The 25,125-nt window shown below is 61.1% G+C and carries 23 protein-coding genes; 9 read left to right on the top strand and 14 right to left on the bottom strand.

The features are described from left to right. Positions 1–54 precede the first annotated feature (54 nt). From ACO6TG_RS04575 to ACO6TG_RS04565, 3 genes are all read left to right on the top strand, one after another. Positions 55–1,782 carry an ABC transporter ATP-binding protein gene (locus tag ACO6TG_RS04575; protein WP_422377082.1) on the top strand — a complete coding sequence of 576 codons (1,728 nt, stop codon included), beginning with the start codon at positions 55–57 and terminating at the stop codon, positions 1,780–1,782. Next, positions 1,779–2,417 carry a hypothetical protein gene (locus ACO6TG_RS04570; protein WP_422377081.1) on the top strand — a complete coding sequence of 213 codons (639 nt, stop codon included), beginning with the start codon at positions 1,779–1,781 and terminating at the stop codon, positions 2,415–2,417. The genes ACO6TG_RS04575 and ACO6TG_RS04570 overlap by 4 nt, the downstream gene beginning before the upstream one ends. A 61-nt stretch (positions 2,418–2,478) precedes the next feature. Continuing rightward, positions 2,479–3,153 carry a helix-turn-helix domain-containing protein gene (locus tag ACO6TG_RS04565; protein ID WP_422377080.1) on the top strand — a complete coding sequence of 225 codons (675 nt, stop codon included), beginning with the start codon at positions 2,479–2,481 and terminating at the stop codon, positions 3,151–3,153. Here the strand turns inward: ACO6TG_RS04565 and ACO6TG_RS04560 are convergent. Further along, complete coding sequence (locus ACO6TG_RS04560) at positions 3,105–3,500, bottom strand: VOC family protein (RefSeq protein WP_422377079.1); 396 nt, start codon at positions 3,498–3,500, stop codon at positions 3,105–3,107. The two genes, ACO6TG_RS04565 and ACO6TG_RS04560, sit on opposite strands and share 49 nt — an antisense overlap. 508 nt (positions 3,501–4,008) lie before the next feature. Beyond that, positions 4,009–4,617: a TetR/AcrR family transcriptional regulator gene (locus ACO6TG_RS04555; RefSeq protein ID WP_422377078.1), complete on the bottom strand. Its 609-nt coding sequence runs from the start codon at positions 4,615–4,617 to the stop codon at positions 4,009–4,011. Positions 4,618–4,725: 108 nt separating this feature from the next. Between ACO6TG_RS04555 and ACO6TG_RS04550 the strand changes: the two genes are divergently transcribed. Beyond that, positions 4,726–5,154 carry a VOC family protein gene (locus ACO6TG_RS04550; RefSeq protein WP_422377077.1) on the top strand — a complete coding sequence of 143 codons (429 nt, stop codon included), beginning with the start codon at positions 4,726–4,728 and terminating at the stop codon, positions 5,152–5,154. Positions 5,155–5,295: 141 nt separating this feature from the next. On the opposite strand, the gene ACO6TG_RS04545 is transcribed toward ACO6TG_RS04550, so the two are convergent. The 4 genes from ACO6TG_RS04545 to ACO6TG_RS04530 all read right to left on the bottom strand — a co-directional run bounded on the left by ACO6TG_RS04545 (position 5,296) and on the right by ACO6TG_RS04530 (position 9,629). Continuing rightward, positions 5,296–5,790, bottom strand: a complete 495-nt coding sequence (locus ACO6TG_RS04545) for a hypothetical protein (protein ID WP_094071405.1) — start codon at positions 5,788–5,790, stop codon at positions 5,296–5,298. Positions 5,791–5,962: 172 nt separating this feature from the next. Then, entirely contained in the window at positions 5,963–7,402 is a 1,440-nt protein-coding gene (locus ACO6TG_RS04540) for a hypothetical protein (protein WP_422377076.1), read from the bottom strand. A 37-nt stretch (positions 7,403–7,439) separates the two neighbouring features. Further along, positions 7,440–8,366 carry a DUF6384 family protein gene (locus ACO6TG_RS04535; RefSeq protein ID WP_422377075.1) on the bottom strand — a complete coding sequence of 309 codons (927 nt, stop codon included), beginning with the start codon at positions 8,364–8,366 and terminating at the stop codon, positions 7,440–7,442. A 57-nt stretch (positions 8,367–8,423) separates the two neighbouring features. Then, a complete protein-coding gene (locus tag ACO6TG_RS04530; protein ID WP_422377074.1) occupies positions 8,424–9,629 on the bottom strand; it encodes a cell surface protein in 1,206 nt (401 codons plus the stop codon). 495 nt (positions 9,630–10,124) lie between these two features. On the opposite strand from ACO6TG_RS04530, the gene ACO6TG_RS04525 reads away from it, so the two are divergent. After that, positions 10,125–12,542 (top strand): DUF3772 domain-containing protein, encoded by a 2,418-nt coding sequence (locus tag ACO6TG_RS04525; RefSeq protein ID WP_422377073.1) that lies wholly within the window; start codon positions 10,125–10,127, stop codon positions 12,540–12,542. A 5-nt stretch (positions 12,543–12,547) separates the two neighbouring features. Here ACO6TG_RS04525 and ACO6TG_RS04520 read toward each other — a convergent pair whose 3' ends face one another. Next, positions 12,548–13,477, bottom strand: a complete 930-nt coding sequence (locus ACO6TG_RS04520) for a pseudouridine-5'-phosphate glycosidase (protein ID WP_422377072.1) — start codon at positions 13,475–13,477, stop codon at positions 12,548–12,550. A gap of 89 nt (positions 13,478–13,566) precedes the next feature. Beyond that, positions 13,567–14,508 carry a PfkB family carbohydrate kinase gene (locus tag ACO6TG_RS04515; protein WP_422377071.1) on the bottom strand — a complete coding sequence of 314 codons (942 nt, stop codon included), beginning with the start codon at positions 14,506–14,508 and terminating at the stop codon, positions 13,567–13,569. Positions 14,509–14,840: 332 nt separating this feature from the next. On the opposite strand from ACO6TG_RS04515, the gene recA reads away from it, so the two are divergent. Both recA and alaS read left to right on the top strand, forming a co-directional pair. Next, on the top strand, positions 14,841–15,911 hold the full coding sequence (gene recA / locus ACO6TG_RS04510) for a recombinase RecA (RefSeq protein WP_422377070.1): 1,071 nt from the start codon (positions 14,841–14,843) through the stop codon (positions 15,909–15,911). A 271-nt stretch (positions 15,912–16,182) separates the two neighbouring features. Further along, a complete protein-coding gene (gene alaS / locus ACO6TG_RS04505) occupies positions 16,183–18,840 on the top strand; it encodes an alanine--tRNA ligase (protein ID WP_422377069.1) in 2,658 nt (885 codons plus the stop codon). Between the two features lie 61 nt (positions 18,841–18,901). On the opposite strand, the gene ACO6TG_RS04500 is transcribed toward alaS, so the two are convergent. Together ACO6TG_RS04500 and ACO6TG_RS04495 are read right to left on the bottom strand one after the other, a co-directional pair. Continuing rightward, positions 18,902–19,867 (bottom strand): glycerophosphodiester phosphodiesterase family protein, encoded by a 966-nt coding sequence (locus ACO6TG_RS04500; RefSeq protein WP_422377068.1) that lies wholly within the window; start codon positions 19,865–19,867, stop codon positions 18,902–18,904. A gap of 183 nt (positions 19,868–20,050) precedes the next feature. Next, positions 20,051–20,176 carry a hypothetical protein gene (locus tag ACO6TG_RS04495; RefSeq protein WP_422377067.1) on the bottom strand — a complete coding sequence of 42 codons (126 nt, stop codon included), beginning with the start codon at positions 20,174–20,176 and terminating at the stop codon, positions 20,051–20,053. A 187-nt stretch (positions 20,177–20,363) separates the two neighbouring features. On the opposite strand from ACO6TG_RS04495, the gene ACO6TG_RS04490 reads away from it, so the two are divergent. Continuing rightward, entirely contained in the window at positions 20,364–21,650 is a 1,287-nt protein-coding gene (locus ACO6TG_RS04490) for a cyclic nucleotide-gated ion channel (RefSeq protein ID WP_422377066.1), read from the top strand. Between the two features lie 4 nt (positions 21,651–21,654). On the opposite strand, the gene ACO6TG_RS04485 is transcribed toward ACO6TG_RS04490, so the two are convergent. Both ACO6TG_RS04485 and ACO6TG_RS04480 read right to left on the bottom strand, forming a co-directional pair. Beyond that, complete coding sequence (locus ACO6TG_RS04485) at positions 21,655–22,113, bottom strand: cupin domain-containing protein (RefSeq protein WP_422377065.1); 459 nt, start codon at positions 22,111–22,113, stop codon at positions 21,655–21,657. Between the two features lie 16 nt (positions 22,114–22,129). Continuing rightward, positions 22,130–22,555: a hypothetical protein gene (locus tag ACO6TG_RS04480; protein WP_422377064.1), complete on the bottom strand. Its 426-nt coding sequence runs from the start codon at positions 22,553–22,555 to the stop codon at positions 22,130–22,132. 325 nt (positions 22,556–22,880) lie between these two features. On the opposite strand from ACO6TG_RS04480, the gene ACO6TG_RS04475 reads away from it, so the two are divergent. After that, positions 22,881–23,990, top strand: coding sequence for a vWA domain-containing protein (locus ACO6TG_RS04475; RefSeq protein WP_422377063.1), 1,110 nt, complete (start codon positions 22,881–22,883; stop codon positions 23,988–23,990). 35 nt (positions 23,991–24,025) lie between these two features. On the opposite strand, the gene ACO6TG_RS04470 is transcribed toward ACO6TG_RS04475, so the two are convergent. Together ACO6TG_RS04470 and ACO6TG_RS04465 are read right to left on the bottom strand one after the other, a co-directional pair. Next, positions 24,026–24,664 carry a glutathione S-transferase family protein gene (locus ACO6TG_RS04470; RefSeq protein WP_422377062.1) on the bottom strand — a complete coding sequence of 213 codons (639 nt, stop codon included), beginning with the start codon at positions 24,662–24,664 and terminating at the stop codon, positions 24,026–24,028. A 75-nt stretch (positions 24,665–24,739) separates the two neighbouring features. After that, positions 24,740–25,003 (bottom strand): hypothetical protein, encoded by a 264-nt coding sequence (locus ACO6TG_RS04465; protein ID WP_422377061.1) that lies wholly within the window; start codon positions 25,001–25,003, stop codon positions 24,740–24,742. Positions 25,004–25,125: the final 122 nt, after the last annotated feature.

Raw genomic sequence — 25,125 nt, 5'->3', positions numbered from 1 at the left:
GATGGTTTTGAAAATGGCAGAGCAATGAAACAGGCAACGCCTCTCGCAGAGATATTGACGAACGCAAAGGAAACGCCGCAACACCGGCCGCTTCTGCGCGGGCTGTTCAACCGCCTGTTCGGCGACCGGGAAGCTGCCTGGTTGCTGCCTTTGGTAACGCCGTATCGCGGGCCGCTGGCCGCGCTGTTTGCCTTGTCGATGGTAACGGCGGCGGCGGGGCTGGTGCCGCCCTATCTGACCAAGCTGGTGATCGATCAGGGCCTGATGACCGGCGACAGAAAAGCGCTTGTTGTCTTTTCCGCTGCCCTGTTCGGTATTGGTCTTGCCGCGTTGGCGCTGGGCGCGTTGAATTCCCTGCTGCATCTGAAGTTTTCTGCCAGGTTGCTGGCGGATCTGCGCCGGGCGGCGGTCGCAAGGATCCTTCAGCAATCGCCCCGCTGGCAGGCGCGGCAAAAGACCGGTGAACTGATGAGCCGGCTCGATGGCGATGCCGGTGAGGTTCAGCAATTCACCTTCGCCGTTCTCGTCTCCGGCGCGGGCAGCGTGCTGCGGCTTGCCGGCGGGCTGGTGATGCTGTTCGTGCTGGCACCCAAGCTCGCTCTGCTGGCTCTGGCGCTGGCACCGTTGGAGCTGTTGTTCTTCGCAAGAGCGCGACCGGTCACGCACCAAAAGGCAATGGAGGTGCGTCGGGCGCGCGGTCATCTGGCTTCAGGCCTTGCGGAGACCATCACGGGCCTTGGTGCCCTCCGAGCGCTCAATGCGGCCGACGCGGCTGCCGGCCGGATCGAGATCCGCCAAACCACCCTGGTCGACGCCTTGATGAAAGCGCAGATGTGGTCGGAGCTGACCCGTGCCGTGCCGATGGTGCTGACCGCGATCCTGCGCGGAGCGGTGTTTCTGGTCGGCGGGCTGGCCGTCATCGACGGCACCATGCCGCTCGGCTCACTGATCGCCTTTATCGCCTATCTCGGTTTCCTTATCGGACCGATGCAGTCTCTGATCTCCCTCTGGCACGGCCAGGCGCGCATGAAAGCCGCGCTCGACAGGCTGGACCAGATCATGAGCGCCACACCGGACGTGCGCGATCCCGCAGCGCCCGTTCCGCTCGGTGTCGGACCGGGCGATCTGGTTCTGAACCACGTCGCCTACACGCCGGCAGATGGTTCGCCGCTGTTTCAGGACCTGTCCCTGTGTGTCCCCGCGGGGTGCAAGCTTCGGCTTGCAGGGCCCTCAGGGAGTGGCAAGTCCTCGCTCCTGTCCTTGCTGCAGCGTCACGCTGATCCGGCTGCGGGCACGGTTTTTCTGAGCGGCATCGATCTCAGACAGCTGGCACTGAAGGACTTGCGCGGCGCGGTGGCACTGGTGCCGCAGAAAGGGCACGTCTTTTCCGGGACGCTTGCCGACAATCTCCGTCTCGGCTGTCCGACCGCCACGGACCAGGACATGCTGAAGGTCCTGCAACTCGTTGAACTGGAGGAACGGTTCGTTTTCGACGGGTTGGCAACAGCGCTGGGCGAGGGCGGGCTTGAGCTTTCGGGTGGCGAGCGTCAGCGGCTCTGTCTGGCCCGGGCGCTTTTGCAACCCTTCAGCGTCCTGGTACTGGACGAGAGCCTCTCGGAAGTCGATGGCGTGCGGGTCACCCGGATCATGTCCGCGATCGATCGTTGCTACAAGGGCTGCAGCCGGATCATCGTCACGCATGGCGAGCCGGCGCGCTATGGCACTTTCGACCTTGAACTGGACCTCAAAGACTACGCGACAGGAGGGGGAGGGACACCATGACCCGCATCGGTCTCATAGATGGTGCACTGCCGGCGGACTGGCCGGGCCTGGAACGTCAGGCCTGGCTCTGCGAGGCGGATGGCACCCCCCATGCCGGACAACACGCAGCCGCCATGGCGCGTACGATCCAGTCTCATGCGCCTGAAGCTGCAATCGTCAACGCAGTGGTCTTCCCGGGGCGGCTGGCCACTCGTCTGCCTTATGTGCGCACGGCCCTGGACTGGCTGGCGGACACGCCGCCCGACCTTGTCCTTTGCGCTTTCGGCATGGCCCGTTCTTCGGTGGACCTGAGCATCGCAGTCTCCCGTCTGCAGAAGGCCGGAACCATTGTCATCGCTTCGGCTCCGGCACGCGGCGAACTGGTTTACCCGGCCGCACTCTACGGCGTTCTCTCCGTCCAGGGGGACGCCCGCTGCGTCCCGGTTGAGCTTTCCCGCCTCGACCTGCCGCATGCGGTTTTTGGCGCGTGCCCGGAGGCTGCTGGATATCCGGACATCCGCGGCGCCAGCCCGGCGGCGGCGCATGTGGCGGGGCTGCTGGCGGCATGTGAGAGGGAGAGGGACCACGTGTCGGCCTGTCTCGAGGGATTCGTTCGTTACAGGGGGCGGGAGCGACGTATCGCTTCGGTCGAATAGCCGGAAATACGGTTTACTTCGGACCTCCCATCAAAGCGCCACTCCTGCTATGCCTGAAGGCATGCCACCCTCCACTCCCTTCCAACCCTGGTACCATCGCACCGCCACGGCTGAACGCGCGCCTGTTTACCCCGACGGCTGCCGCGACGTTCTGATTGTCCGTGCGCCCGGCGCGCGCGAGAAAATCGTTCTGACGGAGCTGGATCTGCGGCCACGCGTGGCGGAGCTTGCTGCCGGAACGGAGATTGCCGGCTACAGGTTACGGCCCGGAGCGACCATCAGGCCGACCGTTCTGGCCGAGATCGAGCGCGATTGCGGCCGGGCGGAGGAGATGCTCGGCAATGAACTGGCGGCCCGGGAAGGTGCCGGAGGGCCAGGTGAGGAAATCCTGCTGGCGCTGGTCGAACCCGGGGCCAGTGTCGAGAGCGTTGCGGCGGATCTGGGGGTGTCGAAACGCACGTTGCAGAGGCAGGTCAGGATGTTGGGATTGCCCGCACCGGACTATTGGCGCCTGCTGGCACGGGCCCGGCGGGCCGCCGGGCTCCTGAAGGGCGGGCAATCCCTGACCGAGATCGCCTATGCGAGCGGGTATAGCGACCAGGCGCATTTTTCACGCGAGATGCGGCGCTGGTTCGGACAGACGCCGAGCGCGCTGCAGGCCCGCCCGGGTCTCCTTGAGCAGATTTGTCAGCCTGCGCTCGGCAACTGGACCGGCGAACAGATCTCGACGAGATAACCGAAAGGATCGCTGACATAGGACGTGGTCTGGCCCCAGGGCTCTTCGCGCTCGTCCTGGACCAGCGTCGCGCCCGCTGCGATGGCCTTCTTGAGAGCCGCGGCCACGTCGTCCGTTTCAAAGGCCAGTTCGAAAACCGGCTTTTCCGGATCCGGCGTGCCGGGAGATTTGCCGAGCTGGCGCATCAACGCCTTGGAGGAAAAGGCAAGCTTGGTCTCTCCGGTGGCCAGCTCGCCATAGTCGCCGCTTTCGTGCAGGAACGCGCGTTTGAAACCGAGGGCGCGCTCGTAGAAATCAAGCGCGGTGGCAACATCGTCGACGTACAAAATCGAATACCGGAAAATCACTTTTGGGCTCCTGTCGAGTTGGTTCGACACGTTTCTAGCGCCGGATAGAAGGGCCTGTCTTGAAGGATCGCGACACGGGTGGTTTCTCTTTGAAGGCAAGGCAAATCCATCCGGAGAGACGAGACGTATCCTTCTCCTGTCATCCCAGGCGACCGCAGGGAGACCAGGGACCCAGGACGCCGTGAGCCCGCGGATCCAGCCGCCAGTCTCACGGACTCCTGGGACCCCGCTCTCGCGGGGATGACAATTGAGAAACACAGAAGTTTTGTCTCAGTGTCACCCCGGGCGAACAACGTGAGACCCGGGGCCCACTCGTTCGCAGAGCGGTGGGTTTGGCCCTTGTCGACGACAAGACGGACGCTTTGGCTAGCGGCTCCGCGAGTGGGTCCCGGCTTTCCGCTGCGCTCCGGCCGGGATGACATCGGGGGTGGGGACATGCCTATCGTATAGAGGAGAGGTGGTTGCCGGGCGTTCTTCCGCCAACGGGGGAGCTGCTTACCGCCAACACTCACTCCTTCAAGATGCCCGCCAGCAGCTTACGGGTCGCCGTTTCATAAGCTTGGCGGTCTTCGCCATTGGCAATCGCCAGTGCCGCCCGGTCGAAGGCGGAGGAGAGGAGGTCTGCGAGTGGTTCCAGGGGAATGTCCTTCAGGGCGCCATGATTGGCGGCGTGGCGCAGACCTTCCAAGAGCGTGGCGCCACCGGTCTGGCGGTCGATCTCGGCCATTTCGGCAAGGCCCAGGACGGTCGGTCCCTCGAGCAGCATGATGCGGGCGCGGCCGGGCACGGACATGGCCGTGAAATAGGCCTGGGCGCCTGCCATGAAGGCATCGAGCGGCGTCTGGCTGGTGTCGGTTTCCGCGTTGATATCGGCGGCAATGGCTTCCGACTCCAGCAGCACCAGCGCCCGCATCAGATCGGCCTTGTCGGCGAAATGGTGATAGAGCGCGCCCCGCGTGACATTGGCCGCCTTGACGATCTCCGGTGTTGCCGTCTCCGCATAGCCTTTTTCCACGATCAGAGCCCGCGCTGCTTCCAAGAGCGCCCGGCGGGTTTCCGCGCGTCGTTCGGCCTGGGTGCGACGGCCGCCTGAGTCCCGTTCGTTTTTTTCTTGCATACATGCAGCCTGTATGTTAGTTGAAAAATTACATACAGACTGTATGTCTTTTTTGTTGGTTTGCATAGCCCCTGCCAGAACGGGTTCGGGCCCATCAGGAGAAGAGCGATGAAATGCACGCAGTATTACCCGGTTCTGATGACTTCCAAGGTCGCCGAGACCTCCCGGTTCTATCAGGACAATTTCCGCTTCAAGGCCATCTTCGAGGCTGACTGGTATGTGCATCTGCAGTCCGAAGACGATGACAAGGTCAATCTTGCGGTGCTCGATCAGACCCATGAGACCATTCCGGAGGAGGGCCGGGGCAACGGCGCCGGCGGCATGCTGCTCAACTTCGAGGTCGAGGATGTCGATGCCATCTATGAAGAGGCAAAGAGCAAGGGCCTGCCGATCCTTCTAGCGCTGCGCGACGAGCCTTTTGGCCAGCGCCATTTCATCACGAAGGACCCGAACGGTGTCCTGATCGATGTCATCAAGCCGATTCCGCCCAGTGAGGAATTCCTGAGGCAGTTCGCGCCAGAGGCCCTGCCGGCCTAGGCAGCCAAAGAGCATGCCGGGCGGGGCCGGGGGACGTTTCCCGCTGCTGTGAACCGGTCCTGCGAAAGGCGGCATGAGAAAGGCGTGGCCGGTGTCCGGTCACGCCTTTCATGTTTTTGACAAATGGAAAGCTGTCGCCGGTTACGATGTGATGGGCGGGCAAGAGCTGTTCTGTTCGGCGCGGGACTTGAGACCCTGCAGGCTTTGCATGGTGTTCGGATTGCCCGGCAACACGAAACTCTGTTCCAGCGCGGTGCGCGAATTGTTGATCACGGCCAGGTCCTGCACGGCAAGGGTCTGGCAGGGCGTGCCGGTGAAACGCACCCGAATCCGGATCACCCGCTGGCCGTTGTCGGACGGGCCGAACTGGGAATCGAGGGCAGGGTTCTCACCGCTCATCGCGCGTTCCATCACCACCATGTTGGGCTGGTCCTGGATGACGATCGTGCCGCGCTCCTGGGCACTGGAAACAAGGGCACTGCGGACGGTCATCGGGTCGGCCGCGATGTTGACCGATTGCGCTCCTGCCGGAACTGTCAGCTGCGGCTGTTCGGGCAGCGGTGTGCGCTGCGACGAACCGGACTGGCAGGCGGCAAGGGTGAGCGCGCTGAGGCTGATGAAAAGAAGGCGTCGCATGTGCAGTCCCGAGCTTGTCTTAATCTTTCAAAGTGCAGCTTCTAATCCGGCTTACTGTCAAATGACAACAGATGACACGTAATCTACGGCAATGTTCCAGCAATAAACTGACATAACACTCCTAACGAAGCCTTGTGACAAGAGCAGGGCGGCGCAAGCTTCCCAAGAGGCTTCAGAATGTGTCGCCCGTCTTGAAGCCGCCACCACCGAAACTGCCGCCGCTCTTGAAACCGCCGCCCCCGAAGGGTTTGTTCCGCCGACTGCCGCCAAATCCGCCCATGGATTTGGGCAGTCCGGATCCGTTTGGAAATGCCACCTGCCGTCCGCGCGGCTTGCGGCGCTTGTGCGAGCGTTCCGCGCGGGACCAGTATTCCGCGCCGGTAATGGCACCCTTGACCAGTTCTCCGAGGAGAACGGTCGTCAGCTTGTCGTCGGAGAAGGTTGATTCCCAGCTGCCATAGCCCCGGGACCGAAAACGCTTGATGACATCGGCAAGTTCCGTGCGGCGCCGGCCAATGTCGCGTTGCAGCTCCCTGTCCTGGCGGATTTCCCGGGCGATCTGTTCGACCCGTTCCCTCAGTTCCTCGATGCGCTGGACAATCTTTTCGTCTTCCGGGGAGGGGGTTTCGAGCGCGGCGCGCCAAAGATCATTGAGATCGTCGGCCTGCAGCGAAACGGCCAGGTGTTCTTCCGCCTTCTGGAAATCTGCATCCTCGCCGCTGGAAAACTCGGCCAACGCCTCGGACAGCGTTTCGATCCGCCGGTCGAGCTTGTCCAGATCGCCGTCGATCTGGTCGATGTCGGCGCTCAGGTCTTCAATCGTGCCGACGAGGTCCGAACCGGCTGCATCCGTCATGGCGTTTCTGCTGAAATCGGCCAGTTTTTCCTGCTCTTCACGTGCAATCTCGGCACAGCGTTCGGCGTGTCTGGCAACCCGCTCGGGTATGCTTGTCAGCATCGCATAATTGGCCCGGGCGTCGGTGAACCTGATCAGGCCGGCAACCCATCTGTCCAGCGAGCGAACAAGACCGCGTCGTTTGTAGTCCGGTGTCCCGTAGCCCCGTTGCCACAGATAGATGAACAGTGGGTCTGCCTCGTAGGCCTTGCCCTTTTGCTGCCGGTCCTGTTCGGAGGTTGCCGCCTTGGAAGCTGCGGCCTCGGCAGTGGCCAGTGCCGCATCGGTGCGCTCACGCTGGTCTTGATAGCCGGCATCCTTTTCCAGACGGCTGTCGACGGCGTCCATCAGCTCATCCATCTGGTTTTCGGCCGCATCGCGGCCGGCATCCAGTTCGCCGCGTTTCTTCTGCAGCTGGCTGCGCTCGCTTTCGCACTGGCGCAACTGGTCGGTCAGCACCTTGTAGTCCGCGCTACGCTTGTCCAGCAGGCGCCGGGCTTCGCGGGCAGCACTGTCGAGGCGGGTGTTGAGCGAGCCGGCACTGTCGGTGTCGAGACGGAACCGGGCGAGATCCCGATAGGCTTCGCTCTGGCGTTCCTGCAAGTCGGTCAGGGCACGCGTCGAACGTTCGATGCGTTTGCTGAGCTCGGCTTCCTCGCGGCGCAGATCGGTCAGCGACTGTTCGATCGTGCCAAGGGTCTGGCGTCCCGTCAGCATGGGCTGGCCTCCTTCCGGGGCTTGGGCATGCTAGCCGTTACCATGATGTGATCGCTCCGTCCTGCACGCCGCTGCGCCAATTGATCTCAAGGTCACCGCGCCGCTTCTGGCCAAGCACGCCTTTCTGCACGATACCGTCTTCCATCTTGTCGCGGCGCACCGCGTCGTAGATCGTCTGCGAGACCCGCTGACCCCATTTGTCGACACGTTTGGCCGCACTGTTTTCTTCGGAAACGATATCGCGTTCCAGGACATTGCCGTCCGGATCGACCGCCTCGACGACGATGTAGTAATTCTGGGTTTCCGGATTGGCCTCCGGAATGCGCTCAACGCCGGTCGGGATGCCTTCGCGCGAAATGATCCTGACCTCGAAGACTTCCTGCAGTTTTGCTGCCAGATCGCGCAAGTCCGTTTCCGCCTTGAAGGCGGCTTCGTTCTTGCCGTCCGTCAGTGCCAGGCGGCCATCGTCGGCCAGGCGTTGTGCTTCTGCCTCGATCTCCGCGTTGTCCGTGAGCGTGTCCACGCGTTCGACAAGTTCGGTATAAGTCGTCGGCAGGGCCTGCAGGCGTGCCTGCAGATCGGCTTCCGCGCGTTGGGCCGGCAGCTTCACGATGAAGTACCAGGCGGCCACGAAAACCACGATGACACCGATCGCGGCCGCCAGCCACTTGGACCAGGTGCTCCGCGAAATGTAGATCATGGCCAGGGTGCGCTGGAAACCTGCTGACGGAGGGGCGTAGACGAACCGGTCGCGCTTCAGATCCTCAACGCCGGCCTTCAGGATGTGATCGGGAACGTCGATGCCCTGGGAGGCATAGACCTGACGCAACCGCTCGACCATGGCCGCGTCGCGCTCGTCTGACTTGAGTTCCCGGGCAACCTGGCCTTCTTCGTGGCGCAACGTGTCGACCACGTCCATCGCCATCATGAGATCGTCGAGCGGGGCGTCGGATTTGCTTGCCATTTACGCGTTACTTCTCCTGACGGCGGACCGGATGGCCGGTCCGCCTGAGCCGGCGATTTACAGTGCTTGGCCCTGTGCCGTCAATTTGGCGAGACGGCGCTTGCCATCTTCGACCGCGTTGCGGATTTCTTCCGAGTTCTTGGTCGACATGTCACGCATCTCGTTGATGATCTCGCGCGACTGGACCTGGAAATTGACCACGCTGTCGACCAGCTTCTTGACCGATGCGGCGGCGACCGTCGGTCCGTAACCGGCCTTGAGCGCCTCCTGCTGCACGGCGTCGCCGATTTCGGCCAGGGTCTCCAGGCTCTTGTTGATGCCATCCTTCATCGCGTTCAGCGTTTCGGTGGATTCGTGCAGGCCCTGCAGGCCCGTGAAAGACGCATTGAGCGCCGTCAGCACCGATTCATTGGTGGAGAAGAAGCTGACCGACTGTGCGTAGACCCGTTCCTTGGCATTGGTGGTCTGTACGAGGCGCGCCATGATGACTTCCGACGTGTTGTAGCCGACCGTCAGGTTGTCGGAGAGGTCCTTGGCGATCTGATAGCGCTTTTCCTCGTCCTGCATCTCGCGCAGCTTTTCGTCCCGCGCCAGTTCCAGACGGGCTTTCTGAGCCGGATCGTCGCCTGCATAGGCCTCGACCTCACCGGAAGCGCCTTCCAGGGCTGCCTTGGCCGCGGAGAGCTTTTCCGTGGCCATGTTGAGCAGTTCAAGGGCAGTGACCTCGGCCTGTTTCAGCGCCCCGCGGAAGTCGCGATAGGCTTCCAGGATGGTCTGCTCGCGCTCGATCTGGTCTTTGGTGGCTCTGGCGACGTCCTTGTAGGTGGAGCGGATATCGTCGAAGCGGTCGGAAATCGTGCCGCGGCGCATGTCGCGCCACTTGTTGGCAAGGTTTTCCGTGAAGGAGATCTTGCCGTCTGCCAATTGGTCGACAAGCGTCTTGGCGTCATCGCGGATGGTGTTGAAAGCTTCCGTGATCTCTTCGTAGCGCTGGCCAATATCCATCTGCTGGACCTGGGACCGGACCACTTCATTGAAGTTCGAAGCCTGGGCCAGCGTGCGCGAGATTACGAGGACCTTGTCCGGAGACATGTCGGAGATCTGTTCCAGCAGCGCGTTGATCGGTGCGTCTTTTTCGCTTTCCGGCGAAATGCCGATGTCACGCAGCGTCGACAGCGCGCGGTCGAGATACTGAAGCGGGGAAAAACTTCCGGCCGGAGCGGCCGCATTTTCCGGGGTTTCTGGGGCTGCCGCGTCTGTCATGTCTGACCTCCTCGAAAAACGCTACCTGAACTCTTGGCCGTCCGGATTGGATCCCGGCCCAAGCCTATTCCTTAATGAAATCTTGCGGCAAGTAAGGTCAGGCTTACGCCGCAATGTCAACGGCTTAAGCCGCGCCGATTTCGCAATAGACGGCCAAAGGCATTATCGCTGACCCGGGAACAGCCTTACGCGCCGAATGCGACAGACATGTCTCGTCCGCCTTGTTCATTGTGGCAACTGACCGAAAAACTTGCCCGGCTCACTTGGGGAGGCCCGGTTGCCGCACTTTAAGGTATCCGCACCGCCGCAATGACGTTGTCATGTGGGGGCGCACGCTTCGCCCGGTGGACACCGCGTCCTCCAGGTTTCAAGGCACGCCATTCCTCTGTTGGGGGGAACAGGCAATCGCTGCAGCGGTCGCGACGGACGCAAGGTAAGTCGAAAATGTCAGCCGGGGCTTGACCGGGGCAGGGCCGTGTCGGCAAGGCTATGGATATGAAGCAATATCAGACGTTCCTTTTTGCCTGTCTCCTGGCTGTTCTGGCAACGGCCGGTGTTTTTCAGGATGTCGCCAGGGCCCAGGAGACGGCTGGGGCTCCGGTCTCAGCCCAGCCCACCGTGCTCGATCTGTTTGAGCGTGCCTCCACGGCACTCGAGAACGGGATTGTTTCGGAGAAAACGCTGGAACTGTTGCGCAGGCAACTTGTTGAAGTGCGGGACAGCAATGCGATCATCGTCGCGGAAGGCAGCATCGAAGCCGAGACGCTCGCAGCCCAGCTCAGGGCGCTGGGTCCGCAGCCGGAGGGACAGGACGAACCTGCGGAGATTGCCGAGCGGCGCCGGGACCTGACCAATGCACTGGCTGCCGCGAATGCCCCGATCCGGGAAGCGCGCGAAATCACCAACTTGGCGAATGTGCTTATTCGAGAGGCCGACCGCCAGATCCGGGCGAGGAAGATCGACAGCCTGCTGACCCGCTATCCGTCGCCCGTGTTTCCCTCCACCTGGAGTTCGGGCTGGCAGGAAATCGAGCAGTTCTGGCAGCGACTGAACCGGGATATCCAGGCTGAGCTGGCACGTCCCAGCGTTTCCAAGGCACTTGGAGAAACCGTGCCTGTCGCACTCGGGCTGATCGCTTTCGGACTTCTGTTTCTTCTGGTGCTGCGGCATCCCATACACCGGATCCTGCTCAAGATCAGCCTGAAGCAGGAACCCGGTGTGCGTGCGGTCGCCCTGGCGGTTGTCTATAACCTTTCCATTTTGCTGTTGCCGGTTATAGGTGCGCTTGCGCTGCTTCTGGTGATCCCGGTGCTGGACATCTATCCCAATGCCGCGCGGATTGCGCTGACCGCAACACCTGTTGTCGCCCTCGTGATGGTGATCGCAAACTGGCTCGGGCACACGTTGTTTGCACCTGAGCAGACAAGATGGCGATTGCTGGAACTTGAGGAACGCGAAGCCAAACTCGGCCTGCGGCTCTGCCAGGGGCTCGGTGTCTTCATGATGCTGGAAGTCGTGCTGGAGGCCTTGCAGCTGGACAATGCCTTCGGCGAAGCCGCGATTTCAGCCATGTCCGTTCCGCTTATCGTCATGGCAGCCGTTTTGCTCTGGGCTCTTGCAGGAACCCTTCGCAACAAACGGGCAGATGCCGTGCCTGGTCCGGGCGAAGGGGAAGAGGTGGAAGACGGCGAGGAGGCGGACGAGGCTTCTGTCAAACCGCAGGAATCCGGTTTTCTCTTCTTCCTGTCACTCTTGATGAAGGCGTCGGCGGTTCTGGCCGTGACCGTGACGCTTGCCGGTTATGTGCAGCTCGCCAGGGCAGCGATCATCCCGATGATCATGACGGTGGCGCAGCTCGGCCTCGGTTTCATGTTCTATCATCTGTCACAGACGCTCGTGAAGGCGGCGACCAACAGGGACGAGGCCGCGCCGGCGCCAATCCTCGTCAGCATCGCACTGGTGCTGGCGCTGGTCGCCGTGTTCGCGCCGCTGATTGCCCTGACATGGGGCGCGCGCGCCACGGATATCGCCGATGCCTGGCGTCTCCTTGTCAACGGCGTGCAATTCGGCGATATCCGGCTCTCGCTGGATTCGCTGATCGTGCTGGCCGTGGTGTTCTCACTCGGCGTATTCATCACGCGCTGGCTGAAGAACCTGCTAAGGCGTTCTGTTCTGCCGCAAACCCGCATGGACAGCGGCGCGCAGACGGCCATCGTCACCGGCACCGGTTACGTAGGGCTCACACTGGCCGCCCTGATCGCGGTCTCGACAGCGGGGCTCAATCTTTCCAGCCTTGCCGTTGTTGCCGGGGCACTCTCGGTCGGCATCGGTTTTGGCCTGCAGACCATCGTGTCGAATTTCGTGTCCGGAATCATTCTCCTGATTGAACGCCCGATCAAGGAGGGGGACTGGATCGAAGTCTCCGGCCAGTCGGGATATGTGCGCAAGATTTCGGTCCGCTCGACCCGGATCGAGACATTTGACCGGCATGATGTCATCATTCCGAACTCGGACCTGATAGCCGGAACGGTTCGCAACATGACCCTCAGCAACAAGTCGGGACGTTTGCTGCTGCCGGTGCGGGTCGCCTATGGCAGCGATCTTGAGAAGGTCAAGTCGATCCTGACCGATGCCGCCCGCGGACACTTCACAATCGCGCGCTATCCCGCGCCCTTTGTGCTTTTCAGCGGGCTTGGCGAAAGCGCCTTGAATTTCGAATTGCGGTGTTACCTGAAGGACGTCAACAACATCCTGACGACCAAGTCCGACCTCTATTTCACGATCTACAATGAGCTCGGCAAGGCCGGCATCGAGATCCCGTTTCCGCAACAGGATCTCCACGTCAAGGATATCGACAAGCTTCTGGCGCTCCTGGAGCGCAAGCAGGAAGCCGGCCCGGCGCGGGCTTCCTGAACGGATCAGACCAGCTCGGCTGCAATCCGCGCAGCAAGCCGCGCGTTGTTGCGCACTAGGGCGATGTTGGTGTCGAGGCTGCGGCCTGCCGTCAGATCAAGGATGGCGCCGAGCACATATGGCGTGACTTCCTTGCCGCGGATGCCGTCCGTCTCGGCCTGGGCGATGGCCGCATCGATGTAACCGGTCATTTCCGAGCGCGGAATCTCATCTGTCTCCGGCACGGGGTTGGCAATCAGGACACCACCATGGTCCGGAAAAGCCGAGCGCATCTTCAACAGTGCGCCGATCTCTTCTGCGGAGTTGAGGGTGTATGGCGCGGCAAGGCCGCTCTGGCGTGACCAGAACGCCGGCAGCTCTTCCGTGCCATAGGCAATGACCGGGACGCCCTTGGTTTCAAGGACTTCCAGGGTCTTGGGTATATCGAGCAGCGCCTTGGCGCCGGCGGAAACGACGCAGACCGGCGTGCGGCCGAGTTCATCGAGGTCGGCGGAAATGTCGAAGCTCTGCTCCGCACCCTTGTGAACGCCGCCAATGCCGCCGGTGGCAAACACTTTCAGACCGGCGGCATGTGCCGCCATCATGGTTGCGGCCACGGTTGTCGCGCCATAGCGGCCGGTCGCCAGGGCGAACGTGAGGTCGGCGCGCGAGCATTTCATCACATCCCTGGCCTGGGCGAGGCGGTCGAGATCCGCGTCGGACAGTCCGACCATGATCTTGCCGTCCATCAGCGCGATGGTTGCCGGTACGGCGCCTTCGGCCCGGATGTCGGCTTCGACCTGTCGTGCCGTCTCGACGTTTTTCGGAAACGGCATGCCGTGGGTGATGATGGTCGATTCCAGGGCGACGACCGGCTTGCCGGTCGACAGGGCGTCTCGGACTTCGTCGTTATAAACAATCAGATCCGCAAGCGCGGCCGGGGCAGGGCTGGTCACAGGAGTAGCCTTTCTGGTTCGTTGGTCCGGCGGTTTTCAGCCGGACGGAGTTGGCTGTCTTATAGGCGGCGCCACTCAGGGCGCCAAGATCAGATTTTGTCCATTTGGTCAAATTGGTGAAGGGCCTGCCATGAAAGCCCATCTGCTAGTGCACCGGTGCTGGACAGCGTGAGGGCCGCCGCAGCAAGGCCGAAGGGCATGGCAGCCGTTAGCTTCCTGCCACGGGCAAGTGCCGCGAGCGTGCCGGCCATGAGCGCATCTCCGGCGCCGGTCACGTCGATGATCCGGGTTGCCCTAGGTTGGAACCTGCTGACCGCGCCATCCTCCAGAACCATGACGTCTTCGGCCCCGCTGGTGAGCACAAACCGGTTCAGGCCTGCGCTGACCAGCGCGGAGGCGAGGTCCTCGGCGGCGGTGTCCCGCGGCAGGTCTGTCAGGGCGACGGCTTCGCCGCGATTGAGCATCAGGCAATCGAGGTCGGCCAATAGTGGCTTCAACCGGATCGCCTTCGCCTCAGAGACGGCATTGGCGATCAACCGGGCGGGACGGACCCGGGCGACCAGGCGGCGCAGCATGTCGGCGGGCAGGTTGGCATCCGCAAACCAGAGCGTTTCGGACGGCATGTCCGCGGTAAGTCGCGCCAGGAGACTATCAAACAGATCGGCCGGAGCTTCGGCGAGCACCCGGTCATCCACGCAGGCCGCCGCCAGTGCGCCGGACGGATCGTGAAGTGCCAGATATTGACCGGTCGCAAATCCCGGACGCGGCACGGTTTCAAGCTGGAGGCCTTCACCTGTCAGCTGCCGGCTGAGTTCCCGGGCCGCACCATCGTCGCCGATGGCGCCCACCAGACGAACGGATACGCCAAGCCGCGAAAGGGACCTGGCCAGATTGGTTGCGACGCCGCCCGGTCTGGCGGCAAATCGGGCAGGGGTCGAGGTTTCCGGCCGGATGGTCTCGCTGGCATGGGCAATCGTATCGTAATGAATTGCGCCAATGGCAATGACTGGAAAGGGCTTTATGTCGGTCACGTCCGGCAAGATCTCATTTCGGGGGCCGATCAGCCAGGCACTGGCATTTGCGGCACTCAACTTCAGAACAGCGCGGGCTAGCAGATTAGCATCGGGGCGGCAAGCGTGCCGGGCAGGACGCTTGATTCTGCCGAAAGACAGAATCACGAGATGTTCCGTTTTTTGTTGACGCTGCGTCAGTTTTTGTCAGCGTTGATGAGAACATATTGGAAACAAACACGCATTTCCATTTAAATACCAATCGGTTTTGGTGACTTGAAAAATGAGAACAAAATGTGTACAAAGGCTCTCATTGAAACGGCGCGTCCATCGTGGAATAAGGAGCGTGAGCCATGTCACAAAGTACACTTCGTCTCGTAGAAAGCAGCCAGATGGATAAGACAAAAGCGCTTGATGCAGCGCTCAGCCAGATCGAACGCGCCTTTGGCAAGGGCTCCATCATGAAGATGGGCCAGGGCCAGGCCGTGGAGATCCAGGCCGTTTCGACCGGATCGCTCGGTCTCGATATTGCTCTTGGGATCGGCGGTCTGCCGCGGGGGCGAATTGTTGAAATCTACGGTCCTGAATCGTCCGGTAAAACCACGCTGGCGCTGCACACGGTGGCCGAGGCCCAGAAGAATGGCGGTATCTGCGCTTTTGTTGACGCAGAACACGCGCTTGATCCCATTTATGCCCGCAAGCTGGGTGTCGACATTGACAATCTCTTGATCTCGCAACCCGATGCCGGTGAACAGGCACTTGAAATTGCCGATACGCTGGTTCGCTCGGGCGCGATTGATGTTCTGGTGATCGACTCGGTCGCTGCCCTGACGCCGAAGGCCGAGCTTGAAGGCGAGATGGGCGACAGTCTGCCGGGCATGCAGGCACGCCTGATGAGTCAGGCGCTGCGCAAGCTGACCGCATCGATTTCCAAGTCGAACTGCATGGTCATCTTCATCAACCAGATCCGTATGAAGATCGGCGTGATGTTCGGCTCACCCGAAACGACCACCGGTGGTAACGCCCTGAAATTCTATGCCTCCGTGCGCCTCGATATTCGCCGCATCGGGTCGATCAAGGACCGCGACGAGGTTGTCGGCAACCAGACGCGCGTCAAGGTCGTGAAAAACAAGCTGGCGCCTCCCTTCCGTCAGGTCGAATTCGATATCGTTTATGGCGAAGGTGTTTCCAAGACCGGCGAACTGATCGACCTGGGCGTCAAGGGCAATATTGTCGAGAAGTCCGGGGCCTGGTTCTCCTATAACAGCCAGCGTCTCGGCCAGGGCCGGGAAAACGCCAAGCAGTTCCTGAGGGACAATCCGGAAGTGGCCGACGAGATTGAACTGGCGATCCGCCAGAATGCCGGTCTCATTGCCGATGCGATCATTGATCCGGCCGGTGGCGCGGAAGACGGCGACGATTAAGTCCGCCATCGTGACCTGATGACGATTTGCCGGCCCATGGTCGGCCTTCCAGAGGCCTCCTCCTGTTGTTCAGGAGGGGGCCTTTCTCGATTCAAGGGACATGTGAGGTCATCGTTACGTGCTTGACGGGCCCAATGGTGCCGCAATTGCTGGACAGCGCAAAAGTGCAAAGTTAAAAGGCTGTTCCGGCCGCGATCCAACTTCGGGATCGGGGCTCCCAAGATTTACAACCGGCCCGATCCCAAGGGCTTTGGACCGATGCGAGACCTGAATGACCGGCGTTAATGAAATCCGCTCCGCCTTTCTGGACTACTTTAAGAAAAACGATCACGAGGTGGTCGAATCCGGACCTCTGGTGCCGCGCAACGATCCCACGCTGATGTTTGCCAATGCCGGCATGAATCAGTTCAAGAACGTCTTTACCGGCCTGGAAAAGCGCGACTATTCACGAGCGGTCACGGCTCAGAAGGTGGTGCGTGCCGGCGGCAAGCACAACGACCTCGACAATGTCGGTTACACCGCCCGGCATCACACCTTCTTCGAGATGCTCGGCAACTTTTCCTTCGGTGATTATTTCAAGGACCGTGCCATCGAGCTCGCCTGGAACCTGATCACCAGGGAGTACGGCCTGCCAGCCGACAAGCTGCTGGTGACGGTCTATGCCGAGGACGACCAGGCGTTTGATCTCTGGAAAAAGATTGCCGGTCTCAGCGAAGACCGCATCATCCGCATTCCGACCTCGGACAATTTCTGGTCCATGGGCGACACCGGACCCTGCGGACCCTGTTCGGAAATCTTCTATGACCACGGCGATCACGTCTGGGGTGGCCCTCCGGGCTCTGCCGAGGAAGACGGCGACCGGTTCATCGAGATCTGGAACCTGGTCTTCATGCAATATGAGCAGACGCCGGAAGCGCGGCTCGATCTGCCGCGGCCGTCGATCGACACCGGCATGGGCATCGAGCGGATTGCCGCTGTCATGCAAGGCGTTCACAACAACTACGACATCGACCTCTTCAAGGCGCTGATTGCCGCCTCCGAACATGCCACGGGCGTGGACGCGGAAGGCGATGCACTTGGAAGCCACCGGGTGATTGCCGATCACCTGCGGTCCACGAGTTTCCTGATCGCCGATGGCGTGCTGCCGTCCAATGAAGGCCGGGGCTATGTGCTGCGCCGGATCATGCGCCGCGGCATGCGCCACGCCCATCTGCTCGGCGCCAGCGAGCCGCTGATGCACAAGCTGGTGCCCGCGCTGGTGCGCGAGATGGGCCGGGCCTATCCGGAGCTCGGCCGCGCCGAGGACCTGATCACCGAAACGCTGAAGCTGGAAGAAACCCGTTTCCGCAAGACGCTGGAACGCGGCCTCGGCCTGCTCGACAGTGCAACGGACGACCTCACAGCCGGAGGCCAGCTCGATGGCGAGACGGCCTTCAAGCTCTATGACACCTATGGTTTCCCGCTGGACCTCACCCAGGACGCCCTGCGTGCACGGGACATCTCGGTCGACACCGACGGTTTCGATGCCGCCATGGAGCGCCAGAAGGCCGAAGCCCGGGCGGCGTGGTCCGGTTCCGGCGGCGCGGCAACGGAAGCTGTCTGGTTCGCGCTCAAGGAAAAACACGGCGCCACCGATTTCCTCGGCTATGAAACCGAGAGTGCCGAAGGCGTCGTTGCCGGTCTCGCGTCTGAGGACAAGGAAGTGGCTGACCTGACAGCCGGCCAGAGCGGTTTCGTTGTGCTCAACCAGACCCCGTTCTATGGAGAAAGCGGCGGTCAGGTCGGAGATACCGGCCTGATGCTGGCAAATGGCGTCAGGGCGGTTGTCACCAACACGCAGAAGAAGGCCGATGGTCTGTTTGTGCATGCGGTGACCGTGGAAGAGGGTACGCTGGTGCCGGGCCTCGCCCTTGAGCTGAAGGTCGATCACGGCCGCCGCACGTCGATCCGGGCGAACCACTCAGCCACACACCTGGTGCACGAAGCCCTCCGGGAAGTTCTGGGCGGCCATGTTGCCCAGAAGGGCTCGCTGGTGACACCGGAGCGCCTGCGTTTCGACTTTTCTCATCCGAAGCCGGTCGGAGATGACGAGCTTGCAACCGTTGAGACCTTCGCCAATGAGATCGTGCTGCAGAATGCCCCTGTCGAGACGCGCCTGATGGCCGTTGACGATGCCATCGAGGCCGGCGCCATGGCGCTGTTCGGCGAAAAATATGGCGAGGAAGTCAGGGTCGTCTCCATGGGCACTGCGCTCCATGGGGACAAGGAAGGCAAGCCGTATTCGCTGGAACTCTGCGGCGGTACGCATGTGAAACGCACCGGCGATATCGGTCTTGTGACCCTGGTGTCCGAAGGCGCCGTTGCTGCCGGCGTTCGCCGCATCGAGGCCCTGACGGGCGCTGAAGCCCGGGCCTACCTGGATGGTCAGGACAAGCGCATGCGTGAAGTGGCCGCGATCCTGAAAACCGGCGCAGAGGATGTGCCGGCGCGGGTGGCCCAGCTTGTGGAAGAACGCCGCAAGCTTGAAAAAGAGCTGGCCGATGCGAAGAAGAAACTTGCCATGGGTGGCGGCTCGGGCGAGGGCGCTCCGGTGAAGGATGCCGGTTCGTTCAAGCTCATGGCCCGAACGGTTGATGGCATCAATCCGAAGGACCTGAAGGGCATGGCCGATGAGGCCAAGGCCCAGCTCGGCTCCGGCGTGGTGGTGCTGATCAGCGTTGCTGAAGACAACAAGGCGGCGATCGTGACCGCTGTCACCAAGGATCTGACGGAAAAGGTCAGCGCGGTTGATCTGGTGCGCATCGGATCCGAAGCCCTGGGCGGTCGCGGTGGCGGCGGCCGGCCGGACATGGCACAGGCCGGTGGCCCCGACGGCTCCAAGGCCGATGGCGCCATCGCCGCGATCGAGAGCCATCTGGCAGGCCTCTGAAGATCTTCAGCCAATCTTGAATGATGAAGCGGGCGGTCCCTTCGGGCCGCCCGTTTTCATGTCACTTTTGCTGGCTCAGCGCAGGAGCGATGAGTTCAATCCGGTTGGTCCAGATATATCCCTGAAATCCATCCGGAACCGATTGCATTTGTTCCTGCGTATCGATCCCGCCTGTGCCCTTGGGCGGACCGGAATAGATCACCTCGGTGTCATGCGCGCGCATCCGCGCCAGGAAGCGGTTCGGCCAACCCCAGAGATACGGCGCATAATTGGATGGCACCAGGATCGTTTTGCTGCGGCATGCTCCCGGGACAAAGCCTGACCAGCCAAGGGCGATGTAGCGCGGCAGGCAGGATTTGGTGTCCTCTTTTGTAAAACCGCGCAGGCCCGGCCGGTGGCGGATCATTTTCGCGGTTGGTGCTTCGCCGCCGTAAACGCCCCAGACACGGGTTTCCCACTCCGGATGGGTCTTTAATAGGGCTTCGAGCCGGTCCGCTTCCGCAGGATCCCGGCTCTTGAAGTTGATCAGGAACTTGCCTTCCGGAAATCCCTCCAGAACGTCGCTGAGGGAGGGCAGCTTGCCAAGTCCGGTGCCTCTGAAGGGATAGGTCTGGCCGTTGTCGGCCGTATAGCCGTAACCGATGTCGAGCGCCTTCAGGGCGGAAAGGCTATGCTCACGCGTGACACCCGAACCATCGGTCCGGCAGTCCAGGGTCCAGTCGTGAAAAACGGCAAAATGACCGTCGGTGGTTGGATGGATGTCGAGTTCGACAATGTCCGCCCCGGCAGCAAAGGCGGCCTCCATCGAGGCGAGCGTGTTTTCCAGAAAGGCGTGTTCGGGTTTAAAAATCCGGTCGGCGGTGCAGGTGTCGCGGCCAAGATCCGTCCGGTCATAGGTTTGATGGATGCCACGATGGGAAATGATCGTCAGGTCGCCATCTGCGGGCGAAGAAGCAAGCCAGGATGCGTTGACGACATAAAGCACCAGCCCGAGAAGGGCGGCGGCGACAAGACTTTTTCGAAACATTGACTACAGCCGGAAGACTCAGTTGGAAAACCAGCTGCGAGTCTTTCCGTGAGACTGTGGCTGAACGGAGACGGGGACTATACGGTCGGCACCATCATGAGCGTTAATTGAGGGCATTTCCGGGGACAAAAACTGAAAAAGCGTGCCATCTGGCACGCTCTTTTCAGTCAGATACCGATTTGATCAGCTCAGGGCTGCTGCCAGTGCAAGGGCCATGGCCGTAAGGAAGGTTGAGGCAATCAACATTTTCAGCACCACGTGATGCTGCGTGGTTTCACCGGCCCGCGCCTTGTCGGTTTCAATGGTCATCGTCATCTCCTTTTGGTTTCGCTTACACAAGGACAGATGGGGACCTGCGGCAATCTTGCCCAATCACTATGTCGCGTCCCGATGTCACGGAATTGCGCACACCATGTGAAGAGCTGCACTCCAAGGCTTTGTTCCCGCACTCTTATCCGGTAATGATGTGAGTGAAGTTCGATGACGTGAGGTTCTGGTGGCAGAGCAGACCTTCAAGCGGAAAATCTACGAGGTCCTTGAGGACACGGGCAAACAGAAACTGGCGGCCCGGTCTTTGAGGCAGTTTCTCGTGTTCCTGATCCTGTTGAATATCGGGCTGGCCGTCCTGGAGACGGTGCCCCAGGTCAAGGAAACCTTTGGCCCGCATCTGCGTTTCGTGCAGCTCGCCAGCGGCTTTGTATTTCTCATCGAGTACGTGTTGCGCCTTTACGTGGCAGACCTTCATCCGCCCCTGCGTCGATACGGACCGTTCTGGTCCAGATACCGGTATGCGGTTCAGCCCGACGCGGTGATCGATCTCATTGGAGCGCTACCGCTGCTGTTCGTCCTGTTCCTGCCGAACCAGGCGGTCACCATCGTGGTGATTTTGCGCCTGCTGCGGTTTCTCAAGCTGGCCCGTTATTCTCCGGCGCTGCGTTCTCTGATTTCGGCGGTGGTTGCCGAACGCAACGCCCTGATGGGTTCCACCATGATCATCGCCGGGGTCATCTTGCTGGCGGCGACCCTGATGTATCTGGTCGAGCATGATGATCAGCCGGAGAAGTTCCGGAGCATCCTGCACGGCATTTACTGGGCGATCACGACGGTGACGACCGTGGGCTATGGTGACGTCGTGCCGGTGACCAATCTCGGCAAGATGGTCGGCAGTGTCGTGATGATGATGGGATACGGTCTGATCGCCTTGCCCGTCGGCATCATAGCCTCCGCCTTTGCACGTGAGATCCATAGCCGCGATTTCGTGGTGACCTGGGCGATGGTGGCCCGGGTGCCGCTGTTTGAGGATCTCAAGGCCACCGAGATTGCCGAAGTGACCAAGCTTCTTCAGGCGCAAAGTGTCAAGAAGGGGGTTACCATCGCCGACAAGGGGGACATTGCGGACAAAATGTTCTTCATTGCCGACGGCGAAGTCGCGATCAAGCTGGAACATGACACTGTCTATCTTGGTGAAGGCAACTTTTTTGGCGAGCTTGCCCTGATCAATCAGACACCCCGCAAGGCCGTGGTCACCGCCTATAGCGATTGTCAGCTGATGGTGCTTGAAGCCGGGGCGCTTCAACAACTGATGGACCGGGACGAGGCACTGGCCCAGAAGATCATGGAGGAAGCCAGGGAGCGCGTCTCCGAGGGCAAGAAAGTCCTTGGCGAGATTGCGGAAGAGGAATTGCAGCAGGCAGGGGTCTTTGCGTCTGCCGAGCGCGCCGACGCGGAACCTGAGCTGTTTGAAGGGGGCGCATCGGTCGTTGAGAGGGATCCGGCGAAATAGCCGGTCAGTCGATCCGGCAGGCCACCCCTTGCCTGGGTGGGTCCTGGACCTGAATGAGCATCATGACGCAAGGGGCCTCCCCGACGACGCCGGACAGGTGGCCGGCCCGTCCGTTCGCGTCTTCCCGCGCGAGCTGATCCTCTCCGAAGGACAACTCTCCGGGCCCCATCTCGACCCTTGTGCCATCCATGCTTTCCACAAACCAGGTTCCGGAGAGCGGCACAATCCATTGCGGTTTGGGATTTCGGTGCCATTGCAAGGTGCCTGGCTGCAGCTCCAGGATCGTGATGTCCTCCGGCTCTGCTGCAAGGCGTCTTACCCAAAGATCTTTGGCAGGCGGCGCGAAACTTTTGAGTTCCAGTTTGTCAAACCGGCACTTGCTTTGATGGGTGATGCCATCCGTGTCGGTCCAGAGATGCCAATAGACAGCGAGTTGCGCCGCGTCGATCGAACTGGAGGTCATATCGGGCAAAGCCTTCTCAATAGGGCACCAGACCCGGCGGAAGCTGGGCGTAGAGCGGATCGCCCTGCCAGAAGACATCGGTCGGGCCGACCGCGAAATCGATCAGGTTCCAGCGATTGTACTGAAACTTCAGAAGGGCAACGGTGAAGACGCCGTCCATATATTCGGCCTGGTTGGCATAGGTGGTCTGGTAAAGGTTGATTGCGCCGCCACCCGGACGCTGCGGGCTGAGCTGAACGAAAGCCCAGCCACTGCCGGAACGCATCCAGTCGACCACGAATTCGACCGGCGGGCCCACGCGCGCTTCCAGCATGGGCCGCACCGCGTTGAGGATTTCCGATCGTTCGGCGGTTCCGCGCGCGGGTTCATGAACGGATTGCGCGAAGGCGTTCAGGCCGAGTGCAAGTGTTAGAAAGACACATAAGAAAAGTCTTTTAATCATTTGATTTATTTTGAGAAAAGAATTTGCTTCAGAAAATGATTCAAACATGGTGTTCCCCGTGTGACGGTGGTGTCAGGCCCAGTCAGCTGCAAAGGTAGCACGAAATGCGCCATCCTGCCGGGCAGGTGGTTATCACGTTCCTCTTCGGATCAGGTCTGTTCAAGAGGCGGTGGTTTGGCTTCAACCCAGGATGGGCTGACAATGCCTGACATCCGCCCCGTGGTGGTCGGCAAGTTGCCCACAAATCGCCCAATCGGCGCCCAAGTTTGAGCCTTCTGGCCTGCTCTCCTGATCTGACCGTGCTTGTAGATGGAGGAGCCTGCTGATGTGTGCCCGCCTTTTCACCAGAACCGCATGGTTCGGGACCGCCGTTGCCTGTCTTGCCTTTGCATCGTCACCGGCCTTGGCCCACAGCCAGCCGCATGCTGACCGGATCGAGGTTGCCTTTGTGCTTGATACCACCGGATCGATGTCCGGTCTGATCGACAATGCACGCCGCAAGATCTGGTCCATCGCAAACACCATATCCCGCGCCAATCCGAATGCGGATATCCGCATGGGACTGGTTGCCTATCGCGATTTTGGCGATGACTATGTGGTGCGGACGTTTCAGATGACGCCGGACCTGCAGGAGGTCAATGCTCTGCTGTGGAAGTTTCGAGCCTCTGGCGGCGGCGATGGTCCGGAGGCTGTGAACGAGGCGCTGGATGCCGGTGTCTCGGAGATCGCGTGGTCCCGGTCGGGCAACACCCGTCGGCTCCTGTTCCTGGTTGGCGATGCGCCGCCGCACATGGACTATCAGGGGCCGAATTATCCGGAGATCCTGAAGGAGGCGCGTCAGCGCGATATCACCGTCAACACGGTGCAGGCCGGTGACTGGTATGAAACCCGTCAATATTGGCAGACCATCGCCCGGATGGGGGGCGGCAGCTATATCGCGATCGCACAGGATGGCGGGCTGACCACGCATTACGACAGCCCCTGGGATGATGAGATCCTGGACTTGCAGCGGCGCATCGACCAGACCGTGGTGCCCTATGGCAATCGGGCGCAGCAAAGGCAGTTGCAGGCGCGCATCGCCACGAAGTCTTACGCCAAGGATCATGGCGCGGTCGCGGAATCTTCCTATCTCATCGGCAAGGGCAAGGTGACCACCGGAGATGGCGATCTTGTCGATGATCTTGAGGCTGGCCGGGTCGACTTGAAAACCCTGCCGAAAGATCAGTTGCCCGAAGCGGTTGCTGACCTTGCTGAAGAGGAGCAACGCGCCTTCGTTGCGCAGAAACTGGCAGAACGGCGTGAATTGTCCGCACAGATGAAAGAACTTGTTGCCAAGCGGGACGCCCATGTCGCGGATGCCAGAAAGAGCGAAGCGTCTGCCGCGCCGGCCTTTGACACCGAAGTCAGCCGCATTCTGGAAGAGCAGCTGAACTGAAGACCTGAGGCTCCGGCCAGGAGCCTCCCGTCTGCTCAGTCGCGTGACTGCGGCGCAGTTTCCTGAAAACTGGGCCGGGCCGCAAAATGCGCAAGCCACGCCGACAGTCTGGGAGCTGTCTTGAGCAACAGGGAGCCTTCCTCTGCCATCTGGAAGAGGGCAAACATCGGAGCCGCATGGCAATCGGCCAGGCTGGGTCTGGTGCCCAGCAGGAACGAGCTGCCGGTGCAAAGGCCCTCCAGAGTCGTGACAATGGTTCTGGCAGCCCCCATGGCAGCAGCGATCTTGACCTCGTCTGCCGGAGTGCCATCCCGGGTTTTCACAATGCGCTCGACAAAAATATCCCAGACGAGGGTTCGATAGGCGTAAGTGTCGAGGATGGACAGGATCTGGGTCATGCGGGCCCGACCGAGCGGGTCGTCTGGTTGCAGTGGCGGGCCGTCAAAGGCTTCATCGATATAGCGCAGGATCGCCACCGTTTCATAAAGGGTCTCGTCACCATGTTTCAGGGCCGGGATCTTGCCGAAGGGCTGCAGTGCCAGATAGTCCGAAGGCGGGCCTTCCGGCGCAAAGACATCGATCGGAACATGTTTGTAGGCAAGACCCTTTTCCGCCAGCGCGAGCCGTGCGGAGCGGACATAGACGGAATAGTCGGCGCCATAAAGTTCAAGCATGAAGATCCTTCGGACATGCGGTCGAGACGCGCCCTGTGGGGCCAAGAAACTTAGGACCGGTTTCGCATCTGTTGGTCACCAGCCGCGTTCCACCTGAACATAGGCGATATTCGGGCGCGGTTCCGGCGTCGGCGTATGGGAACGGGGAAGATTGTTCAGCATGAAAGGGCCGGTATTTCTGTTCAGGTTCGCAACCGCTCGCACGATCAAGGAGTTGCCCGCACCGAATGGACCAGAGAGAGTGCCAAAGGCACCCGGCGCGACTCCCAAGTCGATGGGGCCGATCAGGGGTGTTTTCAACTGGGTGAATGTGAGCACTTGAGAGCGGGGCTCCAGCATGCAGACGACGTGGTCCCGTCTGTCCAGTAACAATTGCCATTGGTAAAAATGTCTTGCAATGCCCGGTTCTGCATACTTAAACCCTTTTTGGCATCTGCCCTGAATTGCCAGCGTATTTGATG

The organism is Roseibium sp. (genome assembly GCF_965233565.1).
Taxonomy (GTDB): domain Bacteria; phylum Pseudomonadota; class Alphaproteobacteria; order Rhizobiales; family Stappiaceae; genus Roseibium.
This window is presented reverse-complemented; position numbering and strand designations above follow the sequence as displayed.

Bases quoted from the DNA above. Each gene is read 5' to 3' on its own strand.
- ACO6TG_RS04570 (WP_422377081.1), top strand. From the start codon at position 1,779: ATGACCCGCATCGGTCTCATAGATGGTGCACTGCCGGCGGACTGGCCG.
- ACO6TG_RS04565 (WP_422377080.1), top strand. From the start codon at position 2,479: ATGCCACCCTCCACTCCCTTCCAACCCTGGTACCATCGCACCGCCACG.
- ACO6TG_RS04555 (WP_422377078.1), bottom strand. From the start codon at position 4,617: ATGCAAGAAAAAAACGAACGGGACTCAGGCGGCCGTCGCACCCAGGCC.
- ACO6TG_RS04550 (WP_422377077.1), top strand. From the start codon at position 4,726: ATGAAATGCACGCAGTATTACCCGGTTCTGATGACTTCCAAGGTCGCC.
- ACO6TG_RS04545 (WP_094071405.1), bottom strand. From the start codon at position 5,790: ATGCGACGCCTTCTTTTCATCAGCCTCAGCGCGCTCACCCTTGCCGCC.
- ACO6TG_RS04540 (WP_422377076.1), bottom strand. From the start codon at position 7,402: ATGCTGACGGGACGCCAGACCCTTGGCACGATCGAACAGTCGCTGACC.
- ACO6TG_RS04535 (WP_422377075.1), bottom strand. From the start codon at position 8,366: ATGGCAAGCAAATCCGACGCCCCGCTCGACGATCTCATGATGGCGATG.
- ACO6TG_RS04530 (WP_422377074.1), bottom strand. From the start codon at position 9,629: ATGACAGACGCGGCAGCCCCAGAAACCCCGGAAAATGCGGCCGCTCCG.
- ACO6TG_RS04525 (WP_422377073.1), top strand. From the start codon at position 10,125: ATGAAGCAATATCAGACGTTCCTTTTTGCCTGTCTCCTGGCTGTTCTG.
- recA (WP_422377070.1), top strand. From the start codon at position 14,841: ATGTCACAAAGTACACTTCGTCTCGTAGAAAGCAGCCAGATGGATAAG.
- alaS (WP_422377069.1), top strand. From the start codon at position 16,183: ATGACCGGCGTTAATGAAATCCGCTCCGCCTTTCTGGACTACTTTAAG.
- ACO6TG_RS04500 (WP_422377068.1), bottom strand. From the start codon at position 19,867: ATGTTTCGAAAAAGTCTTGTCGCCGCCGCCCTTCTCGGGCTGGTGCTT.
- ACO6TG_RS04495 (WP_422377067.1), bottom strand. From the start codon at position 20,176: ATGACCATTGAAACCGACAAGGCGCGGGCCGGTGAAACCACGCAGCAT.
- ACO6TG_RS04485 (WP_422377065.1), bottom strand. From the start codon at position 22,113: ATGACCTCCAGTTCGATCGACGCGGCGCAACTCGCTGTCTATTGGCAT.
- ACO6TG_RS04480 (WP_422377064.1), bottom strand. From the start codon at position 22,555: ATGATTAAAAGACTTTTCTTATGTGTCTTTCTAACACTTGCACTCGGC.
- ACO6TG_RS04475 (WP_422377063.1), top strand. From the start codon at position 22,881: ATGTGTGCCCGCCTTTTCACCAGAACCGCATGGTTCGGGACCGCCGTT.
- ACO6TG_RS04470 (WP_422377062.1), bottom strand. From the start codon at position 24,664: ATGCTTGAACTTTATGGCGCCGACTATTCCGTCTATGTCCGCTCCGCA.
- ACO6TG_RS04465 (WP_422377061.1), bottom strand. From the start codon at position 25,003: ATGCTGGAGCCCCGCTCTCAAGTGCTCACATTCACCCAGTTGAAAACA.